Source organism: Gilvibacter sediminis (genome assembly GCF_028561565.1).
Lineage (GTDB): Bacteria > Bacteroidota > Bacteroidia > Flavobacteriales > Flavobacteriaceae > Gilvibacter > Gilvibacter sediminis.
Map to the genome: position 1 here is coordinate 123,053 of NZ_JAQQTE010000001.1, position 22,362 is coordinate 145,414.

The following is a 22,362-nucleotide window of genomic DNA, read 5'->3' on the forward strand; positions in this document are numbered from 1 at the left end:
GATTTGCTTCGTGAAGGATATCATTACTCTCAATGAACAAATCTAGTCATGGTCGAAAATGCCCTTGAATTCATTGATAAAGAAGCCGATCGACACTCAGATCCTTGGTAAATAATAGCGTTCTCATGTTCCGGTAATTCCCAAAACTTTGATTTTCGTGTACAAATTATACATATTTCATTCCTGTTCAATCGATCGGTCAAAACCGAATGAACATAGGTCTTCATTTTTTGAGCAGAAGCTATTTTGCTTAAACTTCCCACACGCGTAAATTTCGTGGAATGATAAGGTATTAACTCTAAAATCGCCACGCTCTTTGAAACACTACTAATAGCTTCTACATAAGAGATTTGCCTACTATTTTTTATGAATAGTATGAGGTCTTTCAATTTAGATAACCAGTATTGACCTCCTGAATGCCATAATAATTCAGGATTCAAGAACATGAATGGAAAGTCCGGATCTAAATGCTGTTGCGAGAGGTTATCCCTTAATGCTTTTCTAAACTCCGAACTAGATTCCTCTGAATTATACTCAGACAATGTGAAACCAGGATTTAATAATAGAATGAAAATTTTAGCCGTGTCTAACTTACCAGCGTATGGAATTGGGAAGAGATCTGTATGGAAAACACCTTCATCTGTCCAAAACTGATCATTTAGCAAGTCATGTAATCCCTTAAACGCATAGGACTGACTTTTAATAATTGAGTTGTCCTCTGGGTGTATGAATGGTTTCTCGTTGTAATTAATGTTTTTCCAAAAATCAACTATGTTCATTTGAAGAACTCCTTTTTTCTAGTTAAATCGATCTAAGTTAATAATTAAAAAACGAGCTTGGGGATAGGATTGATTTACTTCGCAAATCATCCCTAAAAGGGAGTCTTGCAATAATCAAATCGCTGCGCGATTTTATAAAATCATTGAAGCCAAAATGCTCAAGTAAACTTGGACAGAGGATTGATTTGCTGCGCAAATCATCCCAGAGAGGAATCTGGTGCAAAAACTCCTCAAATTGCTTCGCAATTTTATAAAAGTCAAAACCCAAAATGCTTGAGTAAACTCAGACAGAGGATTGATTTGCTGCGCAAATCATCCCAGAGAGGAATCTGGTGCAATAATCAAATCGCTGCGCGATTTTATAAAATCATTGAAGCCAAAATGCTCAAGTAAACTTGGACATTTTGGCTTCTCGATTTTATTGCAGAGAGGAAGGGATTCGAACCCTCGATACGCTTTTGGCGTATACACACTTTCCAGGCGTGCGCCTTCGACCACTCGGCCACCTCTCTATTCCGTGAAGTGATCTACGATCTACTTCATGGTTGATGTCGACCCAAATGCTTGAGTCGGACGGCAAAAATATTAAAATTCTGTGGTTCTACGAATTATTTTAAGGCCTAGAATTCGTCCATTTCCCCACAGATTGGGCTCTCAAATCTGGATTTGAGTTCTTCTCGCGGTACGCAGGCTCCTAAAAGGTACATCAGCTTAGCTAGGGCGGCCTCGGTAGTGATGTCTCCGCCAGAGATCACACCAGCCTGCTTCAAGCCGACCGAAGTTGCGTATTGTCCCATGGCCACACTCCCACCAGAACACTGGGTCACATTAACCACAGGTATGCCTTGGGCGATCAAAGCCTTGATTCTGTCTAATAGCCAATGAGCTGTGGTGGCATTGCCCGCACCAAAGGTTTCCAAAATAACTCCTTGCAAACCAGGGGTGGAGGTCATCGACTCAAAAACCTCCGCAGTTAAACCCGGGAAGAGTTTGATCAAAGCAATGTTATGCTCAATAGCAGTGCATACTTGAAGCTCAGCGTTTTTATCATAGGGTAATAAAGCCGTATCGTTAAATTCCAAATGCACTCCGCTTTCCACCAAATAAGGGTAGTTCAATGACGCAAAGGCCTCAAAGTGTTCCGCATTGATCTTGGTAGATCTGTTGGCGCGTAAGAGCTTGTATTCAAAATAAAGACCAACTTCACTCACCCTTGGACGACCGTCCTTTTGAGCAGAGGCAATTTCAATAGAAGTGATCAAATTCTCTTTGGCGTCTGTGCGCAGGTCTCCTACCGGCAATTGAGATCCGGTCAAAATGATCGGTTTTTTCAAACCTTGAAGCATAAAGCTCAAAGCCGAACCGGTATAGGCCATGGTATCACTACCGTGCAACACCACAAAGCCGTCATAATTATTGTAGTGACCAGCAATGATCTGTGCTAAATTCAACCAATGCTCCGGTCCCATATTGGAACTGTCAATAGGCTCGTCCGTGCTTACCGTTTCTATCTCACAAGACAACAGTTGCAGTTCGGGAATATGATCCAAAAGCGCGTCAAAATCAAAGTTTGAAAGCGCTCCAGATTCAAAGTCCCGCATCATCCCGATGGTTCCTCCGGTATAGATCAATAATATTTTTGGCATTGCACTCACAGGATAAACTTACGAATTCTCAAAGAGCCTTTTGGCATTGGCTGTGGTTTGGTTGGCAATCTCTAACTCGGTAACTCCGTAGATATCAGCCAGCTTAGCGCTCACCAGGCGCAAATAAGAGCTTTCGTTGCGCTTCCCTCTGTGCGGTACTGGCGCTAAATAAGGCGAATCGGTCTCCAATACCAGATGTTCCAAGGGAATCTCCGCCAAGAACTTGTCAATCTTACCATTCTTAAAGGTAGCTACGCCTCCTATGCCCAGCAACATCCCAAAATCAATGGCGCGATGTGCTTGTTCCAAGGTCCCTGTAAAACAGTGGAAGATCCCGCGTAAACGATCGTGTTTTTCTTCTTCCAAAACAGCGAAGATCTCATCAAAGGATTCTCTGCAGTGAATCACTATGGGCAAATCCAATTTCTTGGCAAATTGAATCTGAGCTTTAAAAGCCTCAATTTGAATATCCAAAGTAGAGGTATCCCAATAAAGATCTATCCCAATCTCCCCTACTGCAGCAAATTGACGTTTTTCAAATTGCTCATAAACGTGTTGGAGCTCCTCCTTGAAATTTTCCTTAACTGAGGTCGGATGCAAACCCATCATTAAGTGCATTTTTCCAGGAAACTCAGCTTCCAATTCATACATGCGTTGCGTGTATTCACTATCGATTGCAGGGATGTAGAAATCTGTGATTCCGGCATCAGTTGCACGCTGTACAGCAGTGGCACGATCCTCATCAAAGTGCTCTACATAAAGGTGGGTATGAGTGTCTATAAATTGCATCGCTTGCAAAGCTAGTCCTTTTTATTGAGCTATCTTAGCTCAAAATTTCAGATTTGAGCAGTCTTAGAAGCTTCTTAGAAGAAGATAATTTTACGCGTATTTCTCTCAAAAAAACCCGCACTCTTCATTATAAGGTTGAGGCGCGAATTAACGGCAAAAAGTGCTGGCTTATAGTAGATACGGGAGCTTCTACTTCTTGCATCAACCTAAGTGCAGCAGATGAGCTGCAATTGACCACCCAAGCCAGTGAGATTTTAGCTACAGGAGCAGGAGCCTCTGGTTTAGAAACACAGATCAGCGAGCAAAACTGTTTAAGGTTGGGAGTTTGGGAAAAACGCAATCTAGCCTTTATTATTATGGACCTATCTCACGTGAATGCTGGCTTAGCACAGGCTGAAGAAGACCCAGTAACAGGAATATTAGGGGCCGACGTTCTTAAACAAGCACGAGCTGTAATTGATTACGGCAGAAATTGTATGTACTTCAAATTGTAAAAATTTGTTTACTTTGAACTGCTTGATAACCATCTAATTCCCTCTTTTTAATGAAGCTCTATTGCACGGCCATAGCCCTGTTTACTGTAATGCTTTCCACAGCGCAAAAAGCTTGGGAACCTTATTTGCAGCAATATGCGGTTGCCCAAACGTCACAAGCCAAAATGCAGGCCTTGGATTCCGTGCTCGCTCTAAGCTTTAGAAAAGATCCCGATGTATTTATAAAACACAGTTTTGTCTTTATTGACCTCGCCGAGCAGGAAAAAGACTACGAGGCCATGGCAAAAAAGGCTATGAATCTGTCCTATCCGCTTAATTCCTCCAATAGGCCAGAAGAAGGAATTGCCGTCATTGATCGTGTGCTCAAGTATCACGACCAAATTGAAAATACCTTTTTAAAAGGCGGATTGTATCTAAAACGCGGAGGGAGTTATTTTAGAGTGGACCAAAAGAAAGCGGTAGAAGACTACACTATGGCCATTGAAAACTTCGGACCTAAGGATTCTATCTACGTTGCAGACGCTTACTTGTTCCGCGGACAAGCCAATACCAATCTTGGCGATTTTGTAAATGCCTCTGCAGATTATGACATTGCTTCTAGATACTTTGAGAATTTAGGAGACTATCAATACATGTTATTTGCTAAGCAAGGGAATATTACCATGTTTAGTATGAACGGGTTTTTAGAGACCGCGCAATTGGAACGCGCCGAACTCATTGCGCAGATCAAAGAACTTGGGCTCTACTCCAACCTCAGTAATGAACACTACAATCAAGCGGTAGATGACCGGAAAATTGGAGATTTTGCATCGGCGCAAACAGAGCTACTCCAGGCCGTAAAATATCTGGACAGCTCGCAAAATAAGATCAGCAGCTATTTTGCTATACACGGTTTGTTAGCCACGCAGTATGCAGAGCGTGGAAATTTGGAAAAAGCCGAATTCCACCTTGGCCTTTTGGAAGATCTGCGGAAGAAAAACCCCACTGATCTGATCACGGAATCTCATTATCACTCGACCAAAACCACCATTCTCAAATTCAAAGGTCAGTTAGGGGAAGCATTAAAATTTGCCGAAATGCGTCTTGAGGATGCGAAGGCTTTAGGCAATCAAGAACAGATCATTAATGCCTTACAGGATCTTTTTGAAATCCATGAGGCTATGGGTAATATTCCCGTCAGTTTGGATTACCACAAACGCTACCACCGAAAAAAAGACTCGCTTTTTGACAGTCAGAAAACCAATCTGATGCTCTATTACCAGAACCTTTACGAGTCAGAGAAAAAAGAAAGGGAAATACAAACTCAGACCGCAAACATTGAACTGCTTGAAAAAGACAATCTGGCCTTTAAGCGTTGGTTGGTCTTTACGGGAATCGCCGGGGTGTTGATCTGCGGAATTGTCTATTTGGTCTTCATGCAACGCGGATTAAAGGACAAACAAGATCTGCAGCACAAATTCTCACAGAAATTATTGCTTTCTCAAGAACAAGAACGCAAAAGAATCTCCAAGGAACTGCATGATGGTTTGGGTCAAAACCTCTTGTTGATTAAAAACAGCCTAACCATGGCTGGGGATGACAAGAACAAAAAAATGGTGGGCGAAGCCATAGATGAGGTCCGTGCTATATCGCAGGCCCTGCACCCCTTTCAACTGCAAGAATTGGGACTAACCAAGGCGATTGAGAATATGGTTGTTCAAATTGATCGTAACAGTACGCTGTTTATCTCGGCAGAAATTGATAATATTGATCAATTCTTTAATAAAGAAGACTCCCTAAACATTTACAGAATCATTCAAGAGAGCTTTAATAATGTATTGAAGCACTCCGAAGCTGAGGCCACAAAGATCATGATCAAAAAGGATGACGATCAAGTCAAGATCAGCATTCAAGACAACGGAAAAGGATTTAATGTGCCTGAAAAATTCCGTGATCTGAAATGTATGGGACTTAAAACCTTAAAAGAACGCGTACGCTCCTTAAAAGGAGTCTTGAGAATTAACAGTAAAACAGAATCAGGGACGGAGTTGCAATTTACTTTACCCGTTTAGGCTATGGCAAAATGCTTGAGAATATTTATTGCTGATGATCATCCGCTTATTTTAAAGGGGCTCAACGACTTTTTAAAAGAACGCGAATACAATATTGTGGGCAGTTCTGGGGATGGAAACATGGCGCACAAAATGATCATGAATTCCGAACCTGATGTAGCCATCTTAGACATAGAAATGCCTGGGATGACCGGTTTGGAAATTGCTAAGGCTTGTGAAAAAGCAGGTTCAAAAACCAAAGTGGTCATTATTACACTACACAAAGAGCCTGAACTGTTCCGTGACGCGAAGAACCTAAACATCTTTGGATATATCCTAAAGGAATTGGCTTTGGAAGAGATTGAGATATGCTTGAGCTATATTGCTGAGGGACAATCTTACTTCAGTCCGGCCATTACTCGTCTTTTGGAACAGGAACAAGATTGTAGACTTTTAGAAGACCTGACTCCTTCTGAGGTGAAGATTCTTAGATTAATTGCTCGCGACATGACCAATAAGGAGATCGCACATCATTTATACATTTCCCCGCGGACTGTTGAAAAGCACCGTTCTAACATCATTGCCAAGCTCAATTTGGAGCCCAAGACCAACAGTCTTTTACTTTGGGCAAAAAAGCACCAAACCTTTCTGGATTAAAAAGGGGAGAAACCCTTGAATTCCTCTATGCGGGGCAAAATACGTATTTATACGTATGGAAGGAGTTTTGAAATTCTTCAACTTTGTATAGCAAATGAAAAAGAATTGAAACCTCAAAAAAGAAAAATGGCACAATCGCTCTCGTACAAAAAATACAAAACCCTAATGGTAGTCATTCTAGCCATTAGTTCAATAGTCCTATTCCTTAACGTGCTCACGCTAATCAACTAAGATCAGCTTCATTAAATTTAAAAACCCTCCAATTGGAGGGTTTTCTTATTGCTTTACAATTCGAATACTACTGGTTCCGCTAGCGCCTTTCAATCGGGCTATATAAACGCCAGAACTCAATGAACTCATATCGAGTTGATACTGCATATCCTGTGGTGAAACCTTTAAAAGTGACTGACCCAGCAGATCAAACAGCTCTAATTCTTCCATAAAAATACCTGCGTCAATTAGTGTGAGGTCTGCAGTGGGATTAGGACTCACCGTTACAGGTATGGTAAGGGCATTATCGGCTGTTGAGAGACTGCTATCCCCAAAAACGATATTATCAAAGTAGATCACGTTTTCAGTGCTGCGGGTTTGAAAGTCCGGAAAAATGATCAATTGATCAATCCCAGAAGATGAAGGCTCATCAATAATGGCGGTAAAATCAAAGACCAAACGCTGCCATTGATTCACTAAGGTGTTGGCAATTTTGATCTCTCCTGTTGATGCTCCTGCAGGAGTTGCAAACTTCACACCTACATCACTACTCACCGTTTTATACACCATAATGGAAACAAAAGCATTGTCTGGACTCAGATCAAAGGTGCCAATGTCTGCTCCATGCATGGTTTCACAACCTGCAAAAGGAGCTCCGGTAGTTCTCGCCGTAAATTTTGCCACGGTTTGAGAGGTATTTATACCCTCAGGAAACGGATTAGTTATAAATTCTAAAGGTGGATTATCATCGTTCTCAAAGACGGTCCAAGTCCAATCTCCTCCAACGCCAGTAGTCGGTTCAAAGTCTATTGGGTTGATCTGTGCTAAAGTTGTAGCGCTCAGAAGCAAAAAACAAAAAAGGGTATGTATTCTCATGGTATTTAGTTCTTTAAGGAAGATACAACTCTGTTGTTGAGTTCTATCAGATATTAATACATACAACCTGTACAAGAACATTTGCGCATTAACAAAAACTCATTTCATTGATTATCAGCAAATAAGGAATTGCGGCATTCACCTTCTGTTGTGGCCTTGTATAGTTTTTTAAACTCTTGCGCATAAAAAAAGGCCCATACAGGGCCTTTCAAATATTATGGATTTGGTGATTAAAGCTCTAATGCTTTCTTTACATCACCATTCATAAGAAGTTCTGTAGGATTTTCAAGAGCCTCTTTTACAGCTACAAGGAATCCAACAGACTCTCTTCCATCAATGATTCTGTGGTCATAAGATAGCGCCACATACATGATAGGTCTTATCTCTACTTTACCGTCTATGGCCACTGGGCGCTCTACAATGTTGTGCATCCCGAGAATTCCACTTTGCGGTGGGTTGATGATCGGTGTGGATAGCATACTTCCAAACACCCCTCCATTAGAAATGGTAAAGGTACCTCCAGTCATTTCGTCTACAGTGATCTCCCCGTCTCTGGCGCGGATCGCCAAACGTTTTACCTCAGCCTCTACTCCTCTAAAGGTCAGATTCTCGGCATTTCTAATCACCGGAACCATAAGACCCTTAGGCCCAGAAACGGCAATGGAAATATCTTTAAAATCATAAGTGATCTTGTAATCTCCGTCAATCATAGAGTTGACATCCGGATACAATTCCAAGGCGCGAACAACAGCCAGGGTGAAAAACGACATAAACCCTAGACTCACTCCGTGCTTAGCCTTGAAAGTCTCTTTGTATTCTTTACGAAGCGCGAAGATCGGCGACATATCAACCTCATTAAAGGTGGTCAACATGGCCGTCTCATTTTTCGCAGATACTAAACGCTCAGCAACTTTTCTGCGGAGCATGGATAGTTTTTTACGCTCACTGCCGCGAGATCCTTGACCTGGAGTTCCCATAGACGGAGTGGCTTTAACCGCATCGTCTTTGGTGATTCTCCCGTCACGACCAGTTCCATTAACGGAGCCTGTGTCAATGCCTTTTTCATCTAAGATCTTCTTAGCTGCAGGCGATGGCGTTCCAGTAGCGTAGGTTTTACTTTCGCTTTCTGATGCACTCTTCTTCTCCTCTTTTTTAGGAGCTTCTTCTTTAGAAGATTCTTCTTTTTGTTCCTCTGTGGATGACGAATCATCGCCAGAACCTTCTGGCTTTTCAGCGTCAGTATCGATTAGACAAACAACTTGCCCAACCTCAACAGCGTCTCCTTCTTCTGCTTGCAGGGTAATGATACCACTGGCTTCTGCAGGCAGTTCTAAAGTAGCCTTATCACTGTCTACTTCTGCAATGGCCTGATCTTTTTCTACCCAATCTCCGGTTTCAACCAACCATTGAGCTATTTCTACTTCTGTGATGGATTCCCCCGGTGAGGGTACTTTCATTTCTAACATGGGTCGTTTTCTTTCGTGTTAGTAATTTATGATTCTGGCGTTTCGAAAACCGATTCGATAACGCGTTTGTGTCTTGCTTTAGATCGGGTACTGCTTCCTGCTGCAGGCGCACTGTAAACGTGACGCGAAGCAACACGTAGTTTTACCAGATCAAAATTCATCAACATGAATCCCCAAGCTCCCATATTGCGAGGCTCTTCTTGGGCCCAGACATAATCGGTCACGTTAGGATAACTGTCAATGATCTCTTTAAGTTCTTCTATTGGAAGTGGGAACAACTGCTCTAATCGAACTAGAGCTACGTCCTCTCTTCCTTGTGCCTCGCGGTATTCCTCCAGATCGTAATAGAACTTTCCAGTACAGAATACCAAGGACTTGATTTTCTTTTTGTCAGCCTGCGGATCGTCAATAACCGTTTGGAACGCACCTGTGGCCAGTTCCTCCTTGGTTGAAACTACCTTAGGGTTACGCAACAAACTCTTCGGAGTAAAGACTATAAGTGGCTTTCTAAAATTCCACTTCATTTGGCGTCTAAGCAGGTGGAATAAGTTCGCTGGAGTAGTAACATCTGCAACGATCATATTCTGTCTAGAACACAATTGTAGGTAACGCTCCATACGCGCACTACTGTGCTCAGAACCTTGTCCTTCATAACCGTGTGGAAGCAACATCACCAAACCGTTTTGCGTCTTCCATTTAGCCTCAGCTGCGGAGATGTATTGGTCCAGCATGATCTGCGCTCCGTTGGAGAAATCCCCAAACTGCGCTTCCCAAATAGTGAGGGTGCGTGGCGCCGCCATAGCGTATCCATAGTCAAACCCAACCACGCCATACTCAGACAAGAGCGAGTTGAAAATATGCATTTTCCCCTCGGTATCTAAATCGTTGTGTAGGTTGATCTCTTCCGCATCGTCCTCGGTCTTGATGACCGCGTGACGGTGTGAGAATGTTCCGCGTTCTACATCTTGCCCGGTAATTCGAACATTGAAACCTTCATGCATCAAAGTCGCGTAAGCCAATAGTTCTCCCATGGCCCAGTCCAGATTGTCTCCTTCAAAGTACCGTTTCCTGCGATCCTCAACAATACGTTGGATCTTACGCATAAACTTCTTGGCCTCGGGCAGTTGAGAAATCCCTTTAGCTAGGCTATCCAAGATCTCTCGATTAAAGCTGGTATTGACGGGTCTTTTGATATCGTCAATATCACCTAAGATATAATCCTCCCAATCATCGGCAAGGATCTCCGTGATCACTGTTTTCTCGCGCTTGCGGGAAGCTTCAAGATCTTCTTCAAGCTCGCTTTTGTAATCACTCTCTAATTTTTTTACGTAGTCTTTATCAATAATGCCTTCTCCAATCAAACGCTCGGCATAGATGTCACGAGGGTTCTGATGTTTAGAGATCGCTTTGTAAAGTTTAGGCTGAGTGAAACGCGGCTCATCCCCTTCATTGTGTCCGTACTTGCGGTAACCTAAGACATCTAAAAAGACGTCTCGACCAAACTTCATGCGGTACTCTAAGGCAAAAGTAAAGGCGTGGGCAACAGCTTCAACATCGTCTGCATTTACGTGAAGTACTGGAGATAGGGTCACCTTACCAATATCAGTACAATAGGTAGAGGAACGCGCGTCCAAATAGTTGGTGGTAAAACCAACCTGGTTGTTAGCTACAATATGAATGGTACCACCAGTACGGTAACCGTCCAATTGCGCCATTTGAATCACCTCATACACCACTCCTTGCCCAGCAATTGCCGCATCACCGTGGATCAAGATAGGCAGGATGGCTTTTTCATTGCCGTCCAATTGGTTGTCCAATTTAGCACGAGCAATACCTTCCACCACAGCATTAACTGTTTCTAAGTGCGAAGGGTTAGGCGCCAAATCCATGCGGATCTGTTTGCCTTGATCTGTGGAACGGAAACTCGTCCATCCCATGTGATATTTTACATCTCCGTCAAAGAGCTCTTCTTCATCGTATTCTTTACTGTCGAATTCACTGAAGATGTCTTCTGGAGATTTTCCGAAGATATTGGCCAATACATTCAAGCGTCCGCGGTGGGCCATCCCAACCACAAACTGCTCAATGCCCATATCAGCTCCGCGCTCGATCAATGTGTCAAGCCCGGGGATCAAAGCGTCAACTCCTTCTACGGAGAATCGTTTTTGCCCAACATACTTGGAATGCAAAAAGGATTCAAAGGAGATGGCTTCGTTTAATTTTTTAAGCAGATGCTTTTTCTCATCTGCAGAATATTTTGGGTGATTATCGTTGTTGTTGAGCCAGTTCTGGATCCACTTTACCTCCTCAGGCTTGCGGATATACATATACTCCACTCCAATGGAGTCACAATAGATCGCCTCCAAATGCGCAATGATCTGTCTCAAGGTGGTTTTACCGAGACCTAAGATTGATCCGGCTTCAAACTCCGTATCCAGATCCTCTTTAGAAAGGTCAAAGTTAGACAGCTCTAAAGACGGGCTGTATTTACGGCGCTCGCGTACCGGATTGGTTCGGGTGAACAAATGACCGCGCCCGCGGTAACCGTCAATGAGATTGACCACACGAAACTCTTTGATCAATTCGCCCGGAACAGCTTCAATTCCTAGTGCTTCCAGTGATCCGCTTTCCATTCCAAAATCAAATCCTTGGAAAAAAGCGCGCCAACTGGGTTCAACACTGTCAGGAAATTGTAAATACTGATCGTAAAGCGATGCCAGATAAGAGGTGTGGACTGCGTTTAGAAAAGAGTATTTGTCCATAGTTTGGAGACTACATCAGAATTGCTTCTACAGAAGTACAAAAGTACAACAAATCCGTAAATACAAAGGTATCTTCTGCTTGGGTTTTAGTGAGTGGTTTAGGGATCAACTTAGACACTGCGTTTCATTAATAGGGCACCAAACTGTCTGAGCGCCTCTTTTTTTTCATCGGCCAATTGAATTCTGTCGAGCTCATTGTTGGCCATTTCGGTATATCTAGCAATCTCTTGTTTGATTGCTGACACGGCTCCGGTAGCTTCAAAAAGCGCTTTGACCTCGGTTACTTTTTGAGCATCTTCCATATCCGTAATTGCATAATGGGCTAAGAGTTGCTCAGCTTGCTGTTCATTACTGTTGGCTAACGCTTGAATGTACAAGAAGGTCTTTTTATTGGTCAAAATATCGCCTCCAACTTGCTTGCCAAAGGTCTCCGGATCGCCAAAAGCATCTAAATAGTCGTCTTGTAATTGAAAGGCAATACCCAAATTCTTTCCAAACTCATAAATGGCTTCACAACAGGAGTCCGAAGCTCTGGCTACCTGAGCTCCCATTTTCATAGCAGCTCCTAATAGCACGGCCGTTTTGTACTCAATCATGGTGATGTACTCCTGTAATTGTACATCTTGACGGGTCTCAAAGTCAATATCGTATTGTTGGCCTTCACAAACCTCCAAGGCGGTTTGACTGAACAGCTTGGCCAGCTTTTGGAATACCTCCGGCGGATAATTCTCAAAATAACGGTATGCCAAAATCAGCATGGCGTCTCCAGAGAGAATTCCTGTATTGAGGTCCCATTTGGTATGCACAGTCGCTTTCCCTCTGCGCAAGGGCGCTTGGTCCATAATATCGTCATGAACTAAAGAGAAGTTGTGGAAAACCTCAACAGCCACAGCGGCATCCATGGCCTCTTTAAAAGGAGTACCAAAGAAATCACAGCTCACCAAAGTGAGCAGCGGTCTTAAGCGTTTTCCACCAAGGGTTAGTATGTACCGAACGGGGTCGTAAAGGTTGTCGGGTTGTCTGTCTTGAGCCACAGCCTCTAGGTGCTCCATAAAGGCTTGGCGGTAGTGATCCAAAGCAATCATGCGGCTAAAATACTTCAAAACTCCCACCCACTGCACCCTCTTTTCAAAAATTTGTGATTCCAACCGACGAACGGTAAAACAGAGCCTACCAAAGTGTTAATAAATGTTTAAAACTTTGGAAACTTAAAATGTTTTTAAAGTTTCCATTGTATTTTTGTCCCCGAAATTAAAATCAGTTTCGTTTAAAAAACAGTGAAAGAATCTATAGTAAATAAAGCTGCAGAGCTCTTTTTGAACCTTGGGTTCAAGAGTGTGACTATGGACGATATTGCCAATGCGATGGGCATTTCAAAGAAGACCATCTACGTTCATTTCTCCAACAAGTCAGAACTCGTAGACGCAGTTTCCTTTTTTCTGTTCGACAGTATTTGTGATGGGATCGATACGATTTGTGAGCAATCGGCCAACCCTATCAAAGAGCTTTACGACATTAAAATGTACGTTATGCATCACCTGAAGAACGAAAAAGCATCCCCGCAGTATCAGCTTAAAAAATACTATCCACAAACCTACAGCAGGTTGCATCAGGCGCAGTTCAAAAAAATGCACGAATCCGTGTCTGAAAGTTTGCAAAAAGGAATCGATATGGGACTCTTTAGACCGAGTATTGATGTGGATTTTATTGCCCGTATGTACTTCAACGGTATGACGGGTATTAAAGACGAGGGCATTTTCCCTACAGCGCAATACACCAAAGACTACCTTATGGAAAGTTATTTGGAATATCACTTGAGAGCCATCGTCACCGAGAACGGAATGGACATACTTCATCAATTTATAAACACCACCGAATAATGCAAAAATTATTGATCCTACTCTGTGTTGTCTTTGGCCTCGGACAGGTCAATGCTCAAGAAGAGCAAGACTATCGCTTTACCCTTGAGGAAGCGATCAGTTTTGCTTTGGACAGCAATTACACCGCCATTAACGCGCGCCGTGATATTGCTCGTGCCATCAAGCAGAAATGGGAAACCACCGCAACCGGATTGCCGCAGATCAGCGCGAATATCCAGTATCAAAACTTTATTAAACAGCCAGTCTCTCTACTTCCAGCGGCAGCTTTTGACAATCGAGAAAGCACGGTGAGCACGGTAGAGGAATTCTTCGGCTTAACAAGGACCGACAGTCCTGTTCCCCCAGAAGGATTCATTCCTGTGGTCTTTGGAACCCAGCAGCAAGCTACAGCGACCGCTACCTTAAATCAATTGATCTTTGACGGCAGTTATTTGGTAGGACTGCAAGCGGCCAAAGCCTTTTTGGATTTCTCAGAGAATGCAGCAGAAAAGACGCAATTGGAAGTGCGTCGCGGCGTGATCAACGCCTACGGCTCAGTCCTTTTGGCGGATGAACTGGCAAGCATCTTTAGAAGCAACAAGGAAAAACTAGAAACAAACCTTTTTGAAGCGCAAAAGATCTTTGAGAACGGACTGAATGAACAAGAGGAGGTGGAACAATTGGAGATCACCTTATTGGAGATCAGCACGCAATTGGCCAATGCAGAACGCTATACGGTCATTGCCCGCCAAATGTTCAACGTGGCTTTGGGGATCGATGTGAATACCCCAGTGACCTTAACGGAAACCTTGGACGATCTAGCAGACCAGAACATTCAGTTGGGCGCTTTGGAGACCAACCTGAACATGGAGGAGAACATAGATTATAAGATTGCTTACAACCTCACCGAGCAGCGCTCTTTGGAATTGAAGTTGGAAAAAAGCCGTGCCTTACCGCAGTTGACTGCCTTTATAAATTATGGAACGCAAGCCTTTAGTGATGACTTCAGCTTCTTTGATTCCGACCAGCGTTGGTTCCAACAATCACTCTTTGGGGTGAATATGAACATCCCGATCTTTTCTAGTGGAAATCGCGGCGCCAAGACGCAACAGGCGCGTATTGCCCTAGATCAGGCAGAAACGCAACTGGAAGAGACCGTACAGAACATTCAACTGCAGTTTGATACCGCCAAAAGCAACTATAAATTCAGCGTGGAGTCTTATGACAATGCCAAAATGAATTTGAACCTGGCAGAACGCATCGAGCGTAAAAATCAAACCAAGTTTGACGAAGGAATTTCAAGCAGCTTTGAACTCAGACAGGCTCAGCTGCAACTCTACACTGCACAGCAGCAATATTTCAACGCCATGCTCAACGTGATCAACAGCAAAGCAGAGCTTGATACCATTATCAATTCGAACCTCCTAAATAACAACTAAAATATACTCAGATGACCCAAAAAATTAAATTCCTAACAGTAGTACTCAGCGCCCTTTTGTTGGTGAGCTGTGGCAATGGAAATAAGAACGAGGTCCCTGTAGCCGACCTCATTGCAGAAGGCGATCTGGGCAAACTGCGCGAACGTCGTGATGCCTTGAATGTAAATCAACAAGATTTGACTTCACAGATCCAAAGTTTGGACGCTGCGATTCAAAAATTAGAACCGGACCAAGGAGCACTGATCACTACGCTTACCGTGAATGACACCTTGTTCAAACACTACATTGAGATTCAAGGGGATGTTAAGACCGACCAGAACGTCATTGTGTATCCCGAATATCAAGGAACACTAACGCGCGTATATGTTAAAGAAGGCCAACGCGTGCGTAAAGGACAGATCCTTGGAAAGATCGATGACGGAGGACTCTCCTCTCAATTGAGCCAACTGGAGGTACAAGCGCAATTGGCTAAAACCACCTTTGAGCGTCAAAAGCGTTTGTGGGATCAAAAGATCGGATCAGAGATTCAATACTTGCAAGCCAAGACCAATTATGAGTCTAGCGAGAATGCTGTGAATCAACTGAAGCAGCAATTGGCCAAAACCAACGTTACCGCTCCATTCTCTGGAATTGTTGACGAGGTGATCACCGATCAGGGAACAGTTGTGGGGCCTGGACAAGGATTGTTCCGCGTGGTGAATTTAGGCGATATGTTTATTGAGGCACAAATTCCGGAGCGCTACTTAACTACTGTAACTGAAGGCAAGGATGTGGAGATCTTCTTCCCAGTCCTTGGCAAGACGGTTTCTTCTAAAGTGAAGCAGACCGGGAATTACATCAACCCAGACAACCGCACCTTTAGAATTGAGGTGAGTGTTCCTGAGGATGCCGATGTAAAACCCAACTTGAACGCGCGTTTGAAGATCAACGATTACACTGCAGAGAACGCAATTTTGATTCCACTGAACGTGATCTCAGAAGACGCCGATGGAGAACAGTACGTTTATACAGTTGTCCCTAAAGAAGACGGCAACGGAGACATTGCCATCCGCAAGAATATTGAAACGGGATTGACCCAAGGAGATATTGTAGAGATCAAAAGCGGATTGGAACTCAATGACGCCCTTGTTATTGAAGGAGCGCGTACCGTACAAGACAATCAAAAAGTAAAAATCTTAGAAAACCGATAACATGGGGGCCAAAAAGAAAAAACAAGTCGATAAGGAGTTTAAACTCTCCAGCTGGGCCATTGACAACCCAACGATCATTTATGTGATGATCGGGATCTTCCTGGTCTTGGGTGGAATGGCATACAACAGCATGCCGCGTGAGAATTTCCCAGAGGTTAATGAGACCAAGATCTATGTATCGGTTCCTTATCCTGGAAACACTGCAGAAGATATTGAGCGTTTGATCATTGACCCGCTTGAAGACAAGATCAAGAACATCTCTGGAGTAGTGGAATACCTTTCCACTTCTCAAGAAGACTACGGGATCATTACCGTAGAATTTGAGGAGGATATTGAGGTTGAGCTCGCCAAGCAAAAGGTAAAAGATGAAGTAGACAGCGAGGTTGCCAATGAAGACTGGCCAACCTTTAACGGAGCCAAAGTAGAGCCAAATGTCTTTGATCTGAGTCTTTCTGAAGAGATGCCGATCCTCAACGTAAACATCAAAGGAAATTACACTGTTGAGAAGCTCAAAGAATACGCCGAATTCTTGCAAGATGAAATAGAAGACATTAAGCAGGTCAAGGCTGCAGATATTCGTGGAGCGCAAGACAAAGAAGTAGAAGTTGGCGTGGACATCTATAAAATGATGGCTGCCAAGGTGAGCTTTGACGATGTGATCGGTGCGATCAGAAACGGGAACATGACCATGTCTGCTGGTAATATGATCACTAGTGGTCAGCGCAGAACCATTCGCATTCTCGGAGAGATCGACAATCCGTCTCAGCTGAGAAACTTTGTTGTAAAATCAGAAGGTGGAAACCCAGTCTACTTGAGCGACATTGCCGACATCCGTTTTAAAGAAGAAGAAAAAACTACCTATGCTCGTGAATACGGGGAGAATGTAGTGATGCTGGACGTTAAGAAACGTTCGGGGAAAAATATGATCGCTGCCGTGGAGCAGGTTGATGAAGTTCTAGCGCGCGTTGAGCGCGGGGAAACCTTAATTCCCAGAGACGTATCGATCAGTAAATCGAACGATCAATCTCAGAAGACCGTAAACCAAGTAAGTGACCTGGTGAACAACATCATCTTTGGTATCATCCTGGTGGTTGGGGTCTTGATGTTCTTCCTCGGGTTTAGAAACGCACTCTTTGTTGGATTCGCGATTCCGATGTCTATGTTCATGTCCTTTATGATCTTATCGGCCTTGGGCTACACCATGAATACGATGATTCTCTTCGCCCTAATTATGGGTCTGGGAATGCTGGTAGATAATGGTATTGTTGTAGTAGAAAACGTTTACCGTTTGATGGATGAAGAAGGCATGTCCCGCATCCAAGCAGCTAAGAAAGGTATTGGAGAGATCGCCTTCCCGATTATTATCTCGACAGCAACCACTGTTGCGGCCTTTGTACCTCTTGGAACTTGGCCAGGGATCATGGGAGAATTTATGATCTACTTCCCGATCACGCTATCGGTTGTACTAGGATCTTCACTCTTTGTGGCGATCTTCATTAACTCCATGCTGGTTTCTAAATTCATGGAAGTTGGTGAGCGCAAACTCAGCCGTAAACAATTGATCCGCTTGAGTGCCATCATGGTACCGCTTGGACTGATCATTTACTTCCTAGCACCGCCAATTAAAGCCTTTGGAACGCTTATGATCTTTACAGCAGCTATGTTTTGGGTGTATCGATATGTGCTCAAAGGAGCAGCGAATACCTTCCAAAGAACATTCCTAAAGTGGTTGGAACGCAAGTATCAAAACTTCTTGTCTTGGGCACTTACCGGAAGAAAACCTGTGGTATTCATTGTGGGGATCTTTGCTTTGTTGATCGTGACCTTTATGGGCTTCGGAGCCTCTATTGGTAGTGGTCGTACGGCTGTGGAATTCTTCCCAGACAATACGCCAAACCAGATCATCGTATATATTGAGTATCCAGAAGGAACAGACATTGATAGAACCAACGCGATCACTAAGGAGATTGAAGAGGTAGTCTATCAAGTGGTTAATGAAGATGAATACCAAGATGGAGATTACAACTTCTTGGTAGAATCTGCAGTATCTCAAGTGGGAGAAGGTGCCGGTAACCCTAACACCGACGGTGGTAGTAGCGCAGAAATGCCACACCGTGGAAAGATCACCGCTACCATGCGCGAGTATAAATTCCGCAGAAATAAAGACTCAGAAGCCTTGCGTAAAAAGGTACAGGAAGCGCTTAAAGGGCGCTACCCGGGAGTTTCTATCTCTGTAGAGAAAGATGCCGTTGGACCTCCTGCAGGTTATCCGATCAATATTGAATTAGAAGGAACCGACTATGAAGAGTTGATCGCAGCTGCAGAAAAACTGCGTACGTACATCAATACCAAAAATATTGCAGGTATTGATGAGCTCAAGATTGATGTAAACAAAGGAAAACCATCCATGCAAGTGGCTGTTGACCGCGAAAAAGCTGGAGAACTTGGGGTTGCTGTTGGTTTGGTTGGAAATCAATTGAGACGTTCACTCTTTGGTGAGAAGGCTGGTGTTTACAAGAAGGACGGAGAGGATTACGACATCTATGTTCGTTTTGACAAGAACGACCGTTACAACACCTCTGCCCTATTTGACCAGAACATCACCTTTAGAGATCAAAGCACCGGGCGTGTGAAGGAGATTCCGGTTTCTGCTGTGGCACAGCAACGCAACACTTCCTCCTTTAGCGCCATCAAGCACAAGGATTCTAAACGTGTAGTTACGGTATACTCTGCCTTAGCGCCAGGATTCGTAGATGCGGGTGCTGTGGTGGGAGAAATTCAAACCCAAAGTGCGAGTTTCTTAGAAGCAGAGATCCCGAAGAACATCAAAATTGACTTTACGGGTCAGCTAGAAGAGCAAGAGAAGCAACAGAACTTTTTGAACTTTGCCTTCTTGGCCGGTTTAGGGCTGATCATGTTACTACTGATCTTCCAATTTAGCTCCATTTCGAAACCGACGATTATCATGATTGCGATCTTCTTGAGTTTTATTGGTGTGTTTGGAGGTATTTTAATCACCGGATCTTCCTTTGTAATTATGATGACCATGATGGGAATTATCTCTCTAGCGGGAATTGTAGTAAACAACGGGGTGGTACTGCTGGATTATACGCAGCTGCTGATTGACCGCCGTATGGTTGAAAAGGATCTGGAAGACAACGAATACTTAGACAAAAAAGAAGTTCAGGATCTTATTGTACAAGGAGGTCGCGCGCGTTTGCGCCCGGTTATCCTGACTGCAATCACAACCGTGCTCGGATTGATTCCGTTGGCCATTGGGGTGAATATTGACTTCTTTAACCTGTTTGCAAACTTTGACGCGAACTTCTATTTAGGAGGAGATAATGTGATCTTCTGGGGACCACTTGCTTGGGCAGTGATCTACGGATTGATCATCGCAACCTTCTTGACGCTGATCATTGTGCCGCTGTTGTTCTACATCATTTATAGAATCAAAACGCGCTTGGCCAATTGGAGAAGCGGAAGAAAAGAAAAGAAAGCTGCTGTAGCTGTTGATACCGCTGCTTAGACGAACCTATATTTTAAAACTCTCAAAAGCCAGACCTTTAAATTCGGTCTGGCTTTTTTGTGTGCTTTAAAGTAGTCAATGTGGCTAATCTTCTTAACTTTGCAGCGCAAAATTTTAAGCAATGTACAGATCACACAGATGCGGCGACTTGCGCGCACAACACATTGGAGAAGAAGTTGTTTTGTCCGGATGGATTCAAAAGATCCGAGACAAAGGGTTTATGGTTTGGGCAGACTTGCGCGACCGTTATGGAATCACGCAGCTGATCTTTGACCAAGAGCGCAGCACTGGGGAGCTTATGGAGCTTTCCCGCACTTTGGGTCGTGAATTCGTGGTACAGATCAAAGGAACGGTAATTGAAAGAGAGAGCAAGAACCCGGATATGCCCACAGGAGATATCGAGATCTTGGTTGCAGAAATGACCGTTCTCAACGATGCTCAAACTCCTCCATTTACTATTGAAGATGAAACTGATGGTGGTGAGGACTTGCGCATGAAGTACCGCTACTTGGACATCCGCAGAAATCCAGTAAAGAACAATTTGATCTTCCGTCACCAAGTGACTAATGCGGTTCGCAACTATTTGTCCGCTCAAGATTTTGTAGAAGTAGAAACTCCTTATCTCATCAAGTCCACTCCAGAAGGAGCGCGTGACTTTGTGGTGCCGAGCCGTATGAATGAAGGACAGTTCTACGCTTTACCACAGTCCCCGCAGACCTTTAAGCAATTGCTTATGGTGGGTGGATTGGATAAATACTTCCAGATCGTGAAGTGTTTCAGAGATGAAGACCTGCGCGCTGACCGTCAGCCGGAGTTCACTCAAATTGACTGTGAAATGTCCTTTGTAACCCAAGAGGATATTCTAAATACGTTTGAAGGTTTGACCCGTCATCTTTTAAAAGAGATCAACGGGGTTGAAGTTGGAGCTTTCCCACGCATGACCTTTGATGACGCCATGAAGCGTTACGGAAACGACAAGCCAGACATTCGTTTTGGAATGGAATTTGGCGAACTTAACGATATTGCTCAGCACAAAGAATTCAACGTTTTCAATGCTGCGGAATTGGTTGTCGGAATCGCCGTGCCTGGTGCGAACACCTTTACCCGAAAAGAGATCGACAAATTGATCGATTGGGTAAAACGTCCACAGATTGGTGCTAAAGGAATGGTGTACGTTCGCTGCAATGAAGACGGAAGTTTTAAATCTTCTGTAGACAAATTTTACGATCAGGCAGATCTAGCTGCTTGGGCAGAACGCACTGGCGCTAAAGCTGGAGACCTGATCTGTGTGCTCTCTGGAGACCTCAACGCTACACGTGCTCAAATGAGTGCCTTGCGTATGGAATTGGCAGAACGCCTCGGTTTGCGTAAAGCAGACGAATTTGCTCCACTTTGGGTAGTTGACTTCCCACTTTTAGAATGGGATGAAGATACCGAGCGTTACCACGCCATGCACCACCCGTTTACTTCTCCGAAGCCAGAACAAATTGAACTCTTAAAGACCGATCCGGGCGCGGTAAAAGCCAATGCCTATGATTTGGTATTGAACGGGAACGAGATTGGTGGAGGATCTATTCGTATTCACGACAAGGCTACTCAAGCCATGATGTTTGATTACTTAGGATTCACTCCAGAAGAAGCTAAAGCGCAGTTCGGATTCTTGATGAACGCCTTTGAATATGGAGCACCACCGCACGGAGGTATTGCCTTTGGTTTGGACCGATTGGTGTCTATCTTAGGCGGACAAGAGACCATTCGTGATTTCATTGCCTTCCCTAAAAACAACTCCGGCCGAGATGTGATGATCGATGCTCCTGCACCGATTGACCCAGAACAATTGGAGGAGTTGAGCCTAGCGCTTAACTTGAAGGAATAAGCTAACCTCATGGTGCTTTTTCAGCGCATACTGTTATTGGCTATAGTGGCAACCATTGCCGCCGGATTCTATTTTAAATCCAGCGATGAAGCTTTTGGTGATCTTTTAATTGGCTGCGGATTGGTAGCAGGCTTCTTTGTGCTGATGCCGCTTTTTATCTATTCTCGTTATAACGGAAGGGATCTGTCGCGCTATATGCTCAGCGAAGAAAACATCAAACGAATGCGTCGCTATCAACAAGGCGACGAAGAAGAGTAATTAGTTCAGATTTCTCCGTTCGACAAAGAACTGCTTCATAAGCGTAGCGGCCTCTTCTTCCAAAATACCACCAGTGATCTTTGTTTTTGGGTGCAATTTGGTCTTTAAATTGATACAACCGCGTTCCATATCTCGAGCTCCATAAACAATACGAGAGATCTGGCTCCAATAAAGTGCTCCCCCACACATCTGACAAGGCTCCAAGGTGACATAGAGCGTACAATCGTGCAAATATTTGCCGCCCAGATAGTTTGACGCGGCCGTTATGGCCTGCATTTCAGCATGCGCGGTCACATCGGTGAGCGTCTCGGTAAGATTGTGAGCACGGGCAATAATGGTGCCTCCAGCCACAACTACAGCCCCAACCGGAATTTCACCTTGACGATAGGCCTCCTGAGCCTCCTGCAAGGCTTTTTTCATGAAATAGGTATCGTCAAAAGGTTGTAACATGAAAGCAAAAGTACGATTTCACAGTAATTAAAGGCAGCAGCTCTGGGAGCTT

General features: G+C 43.9%; 17 protein-coding genes and 1 tRNA gene. 9 read left to right on the top strand and 9 right to left on the bottom strand.

Annotated features, from left to right (window positions below; genetic code table 11):
- Positions 1-29: 29 nt before the first annotated feature.
- From POW22_RS00490 to POW22_RS00505, 4 genes are all read right to left on the bottom strand, one after another.
- A complete protein-coding gene (locus tag POW22_RS00490; protein WP_272830409.1) occupies positions 30-779 on the bottom strand; it encodes a hypothetical protein in 750 nt (249 codons plus the stop codon).
- A 424-nt stretch (positions 780-1,203) separates the two neighbouring features.
- Positions 1,204-1,291: transfer RNA gene (locus POW22_RS00495), tRNA-Ser, on the bottom strand.
- A gap of 108 nt (positions 1,292-1,399) precedes the next feature.
- A complete protein-coding gene (locus POW22_RS00500; protein ID WP_272830410.1) occupies positions 1,400-2,434 on the bottom strand; it encodes an asparaginase in 1,035 nt (344 codons plus the stop codon).
- A gap of 9 nt (positions 2,435-2,443) precedes the next feature.
- Positions 2,444-3,214 carry a TatD family hydrolase gene (locus POW22_RS00505; protein ID WP_272830411.1) on the bottom strand — a complete coding sequence of 257 codons (771 nt, stop codon included), beginning with the start codon at positions 3,212-3,214 and terminating at the stop codon, positions 2,444-2,446.
- Positions 3,215-3,267: 53 nt separating this feature from the next.
- Here POW22_RS00505 and POW22_RS00510 point away from each other — a divergent pair, with 53 nt between their 5' ends.
- From POW22_RS00510 to POW22_RS00520, 3 genes are read left to right on the top strand one after another with little or no spacing between them, the layout of a single operon-like run.
- Positions 3,268-3,708 (top strand): retropepsin-like aspartic protease family protein, encoded by a 441-nt coding sequence (locus tag POW22_RS00510; RefSeq protein ID WP_272830413.1) that lies wholly within the window; start codon positions 3,268-3,270, stop codon positions 3,706-3,708.
- Between the two features lie 50 nt (positions 3,709-3,758).
- Complete coding sequence (locus tag POW22_RS00515) at positions 3,759-5,759, top strand: sensor histidine kinase (protein WP_272830414.1); 2,001 nt, start codon at positions 3,759-3,761, stop codon at positions 5,757-5,759.
- 15 nt (positions 5,760-5,774) lie between these two features.
- Complete coding sequence (locus POW22_RS00520; protein WP_272830415.1) at positions 5,775-6,395, top strand: response regulator; 621 nt, start codon at positions 5,775-5,777, stop codon at positions 6,393-6,395.
- Positions 6,396-6,671: 276 nt separating this feature from the next.
- Here the strand turns inward: POW22_RS00520 and POW22_RS00525 are convergent, their stop codons facing one another.
- From POW22_RS00525 to POW22_RS00540, 4 genes are all read right to left on the bottom strand, one after another.
- Entirely contained in the window at positions 6,672-7,481 is an 810-nt protein-coding gene (locus POW22_RS00525; RefSeq protein ID WP_272830416.1) for a T9SS type A sorting domain-containing protein, read from the bottom strand.
- A gap of 230 nt (positions 7,482-7,711) precedes the next feature.
- Complete coding sequence (odhB, locus tag POW22_RS00530) at positions 7,712-8,947, bottom strand: 2-oxoglutarate dehydrogenase complex dihydrolipoyllysine-residue succinyltransferase (protein ID WP_272830418.1); 1,236 nt, start codon at positions 8,945-8,947, stop codon at positions 7,712-7,714.
- A 26-nt stretch (positions 8,948-8,973) separates the two neighbouring features.
- On the bottom strand, positions 8,974-11,709 hold the full coding sequence (locus POW22_RS00535) for a 2-oxoglutarate dehydrogenase E1 component (protein WP_272830419.1): 2,736 nt from the start codon (positions 11,707-11,709) through the stop codon (positions 8,974-8,976).
- Positions 11,710-11,819: 110 nt separating this feature from the next.
- A complete protein-coding gene (locus tag POW22_RS00540; RefSeq protein ID WP_272831833.1) occupies positions 11,820-12,794 on the bottom strand; it encodes a polyprenyl synthetase family protein in 975 nt (324 codons plus the stop codon).
- 192 nt (positions 12,795-12,986) lie between these two features.
- On the opposite strand from POW22_RS00540, the gene POW22_RS00545 reads away from it, so the two are divergent.
- The 6 genes from POW22_RS00545 (at position 12,987) to POW22_RS00570 (ending at position 21,860) form a co-directional block, all read left to right on the top strand.
- Complete coding sequence (locus POW22_RS00545) at positions 12,987-13,589, top strand: TetR/AcrR family transcriptional regulator (protein ID WP_272830421.1); 603 nt, start codon at positions 12,987-12,989, stop codon at positions 13,587-13,589.
- The gene (locus tag POW22_RS00550) at positions 13,589-15,007 is read left to right on the top strand and encodes a TolC family protein (protein WP_272830422.1); all 1,419 of its coding nucleotides are present in this window, start codon (positions 13,589-13,591) and stop codon (positions 15,005-15,007) included. The genes POW22_RS00545 and POW22_RS00550 overlap by 1 nt, the downstream gene beginning before the upstream one ends.
- Positions 15,008-15,018: 11 nt before the next feature.
- Complete coding sequence (locus POW22_RS00555; protein ID WP_272830424.1) at positions 15,019-16,197, top strand: efflux RND transporter periplasmic adaptor subunit; 1,179 nt, start codon at positions 15,019-15,021, stop codon at positions 16,195-16,197.
- A gap of 1 nt (position 16,198) precedes the next feature.
- Positions 16,199-19,726: an efflux RND transporter permease subunit gene (locus tag POW22_RS00560; protein WP_272830425.1), complete on the top strand. Its 3,528-nt coding sequence runs from the start codon at positions 16,199-16,201 to the stop codon at positions 19,724-19,726.
- 121 nt (positions 19,727-19,847) lie between these two features.
- The gene (gene aspS / locus POW22_RS00565; RefSeq protein ID WP_272830426.1) at positions 19,848-21,602 is read left to right on the top strand and encodes an aspartate--tRNA ligase; all 1,755 of its coding nucleotides are present in this window, start codon (positions 19,848-19,850) and stop codon (positions 21,600-21,602) included.
- Between the two features lie 9 nt (positions 21,603-21,611).
- Positions 21,612-21,860 carry a hypothetical protein gene (locus POW22_RS00570; RefSeq protein WP_272830427.1) on the top strand — a complete coding sequence of 83 codons (249 nt, stop codon included), beginning with the start codon at positions 21,612-21,614 and terminating at the stop codon, positions 21,858-21,860.
- Here POW22_RS00570 and POW22_RS00575 read toward each other — a convergent pair whose 3' ends face one another.
- Positions 21,861-22,310: a nucleoside deaminase gene (locus POW22_RS00575; protein ID WP_272830428.1), complete on the bottom strand. Its 450-nt coding sequence runs from the start codon at positions 22,308-22,310 to the stop codon at positions 21,861-21,863.
- Positions 22,311-22,362 lie beyond the last annotated feature (52 nt).

Coding starts and splice junctions, on each gene's coding strand:
- POW22_RS00490 (WP_272830409.1), bottom strand. CDS start 779: ATGAACATAGTTGATTTTTGGAAAAACATTAATTACAACGAGAAACCA.
- POW22_RS00505 (WP_272830411.1), bottom strand. CDS start 3,214: ATGCAATTTATAGACACTCATACCCACCTTTATGTAGAGCACTTTGAT.
- POW22_RS00515 (WP_272830414.1), top strand. CDS start 3,759: ATGAAGCTCTATTGCACGGCCATAGCCCTGTTTACTGTAATGCTTTCC.
- POW22_RS00525 (WP_272830416.1), bottom strand. CDS start 7,481: ATGAGAATACATACCCTTTTTTGTTTTTTGCTTCTGAGCGCTACAACT.
- odhB (WP_272830418.1), bottom strand. CDS start 8,947: ATGTTAGAAATGAAAGTACCCTCACCGGGGGAATCCATCACAGAAGTA.
- POW22_RS00535 (WP_272830419.1), bottom strand. CDS start 11,709: ATGGACAAATACTCTTTTCTAAACGCAGTCCACACCTCTTATCTGGCA.
- POW22_RS00540 (WP_272831833.1), bottom strand. CDS start 12,794: ATGATTGCTTTGGATCACTACCGCCAAGCCTTTATGGAGCACCTAGAG.
- POW22_RS00550 (WP_272830422.1), top strand. CDS start 13,589: ATGCAAAAATTATTGATCCTACTCTGTGTTGTCTTTGGCCTCGGACAG.
- POW22_RS00555 (WP_272830424.1), top strand. CDS start 15,019: ATGACCCAAAAAATTAAATTCCTAACAGTAGTACTCAGCGCCCTTTTG.
- POW22_RS00560 (WP_272830425.1), top strand. CDS start 16,199: ATGGGGGCCAAAAAGAAAAAACAAGTCGATAAGGAGTTTAAACTCTCC.
- aspS (WP_272830426.1), top strand. CDS start 19,848: ATGTACAGATCACACAGATGCGGCGACTTGCGCGCACAACACATTGGA.
- POW22_RS00570 (WP_272830427.1), top strand. CDS start 21,612: ATGGTGCTTTTTCAGCGCATACTGTTATTGGCTATAGTGGCAACCATT.
- POW22_RS00575 (WP_272830428.1), bottom strand. CDS start 22,310: ATGTTACAACCTTTTGACGATACCTATTTCATGAAAAAAGCCTTGCAG.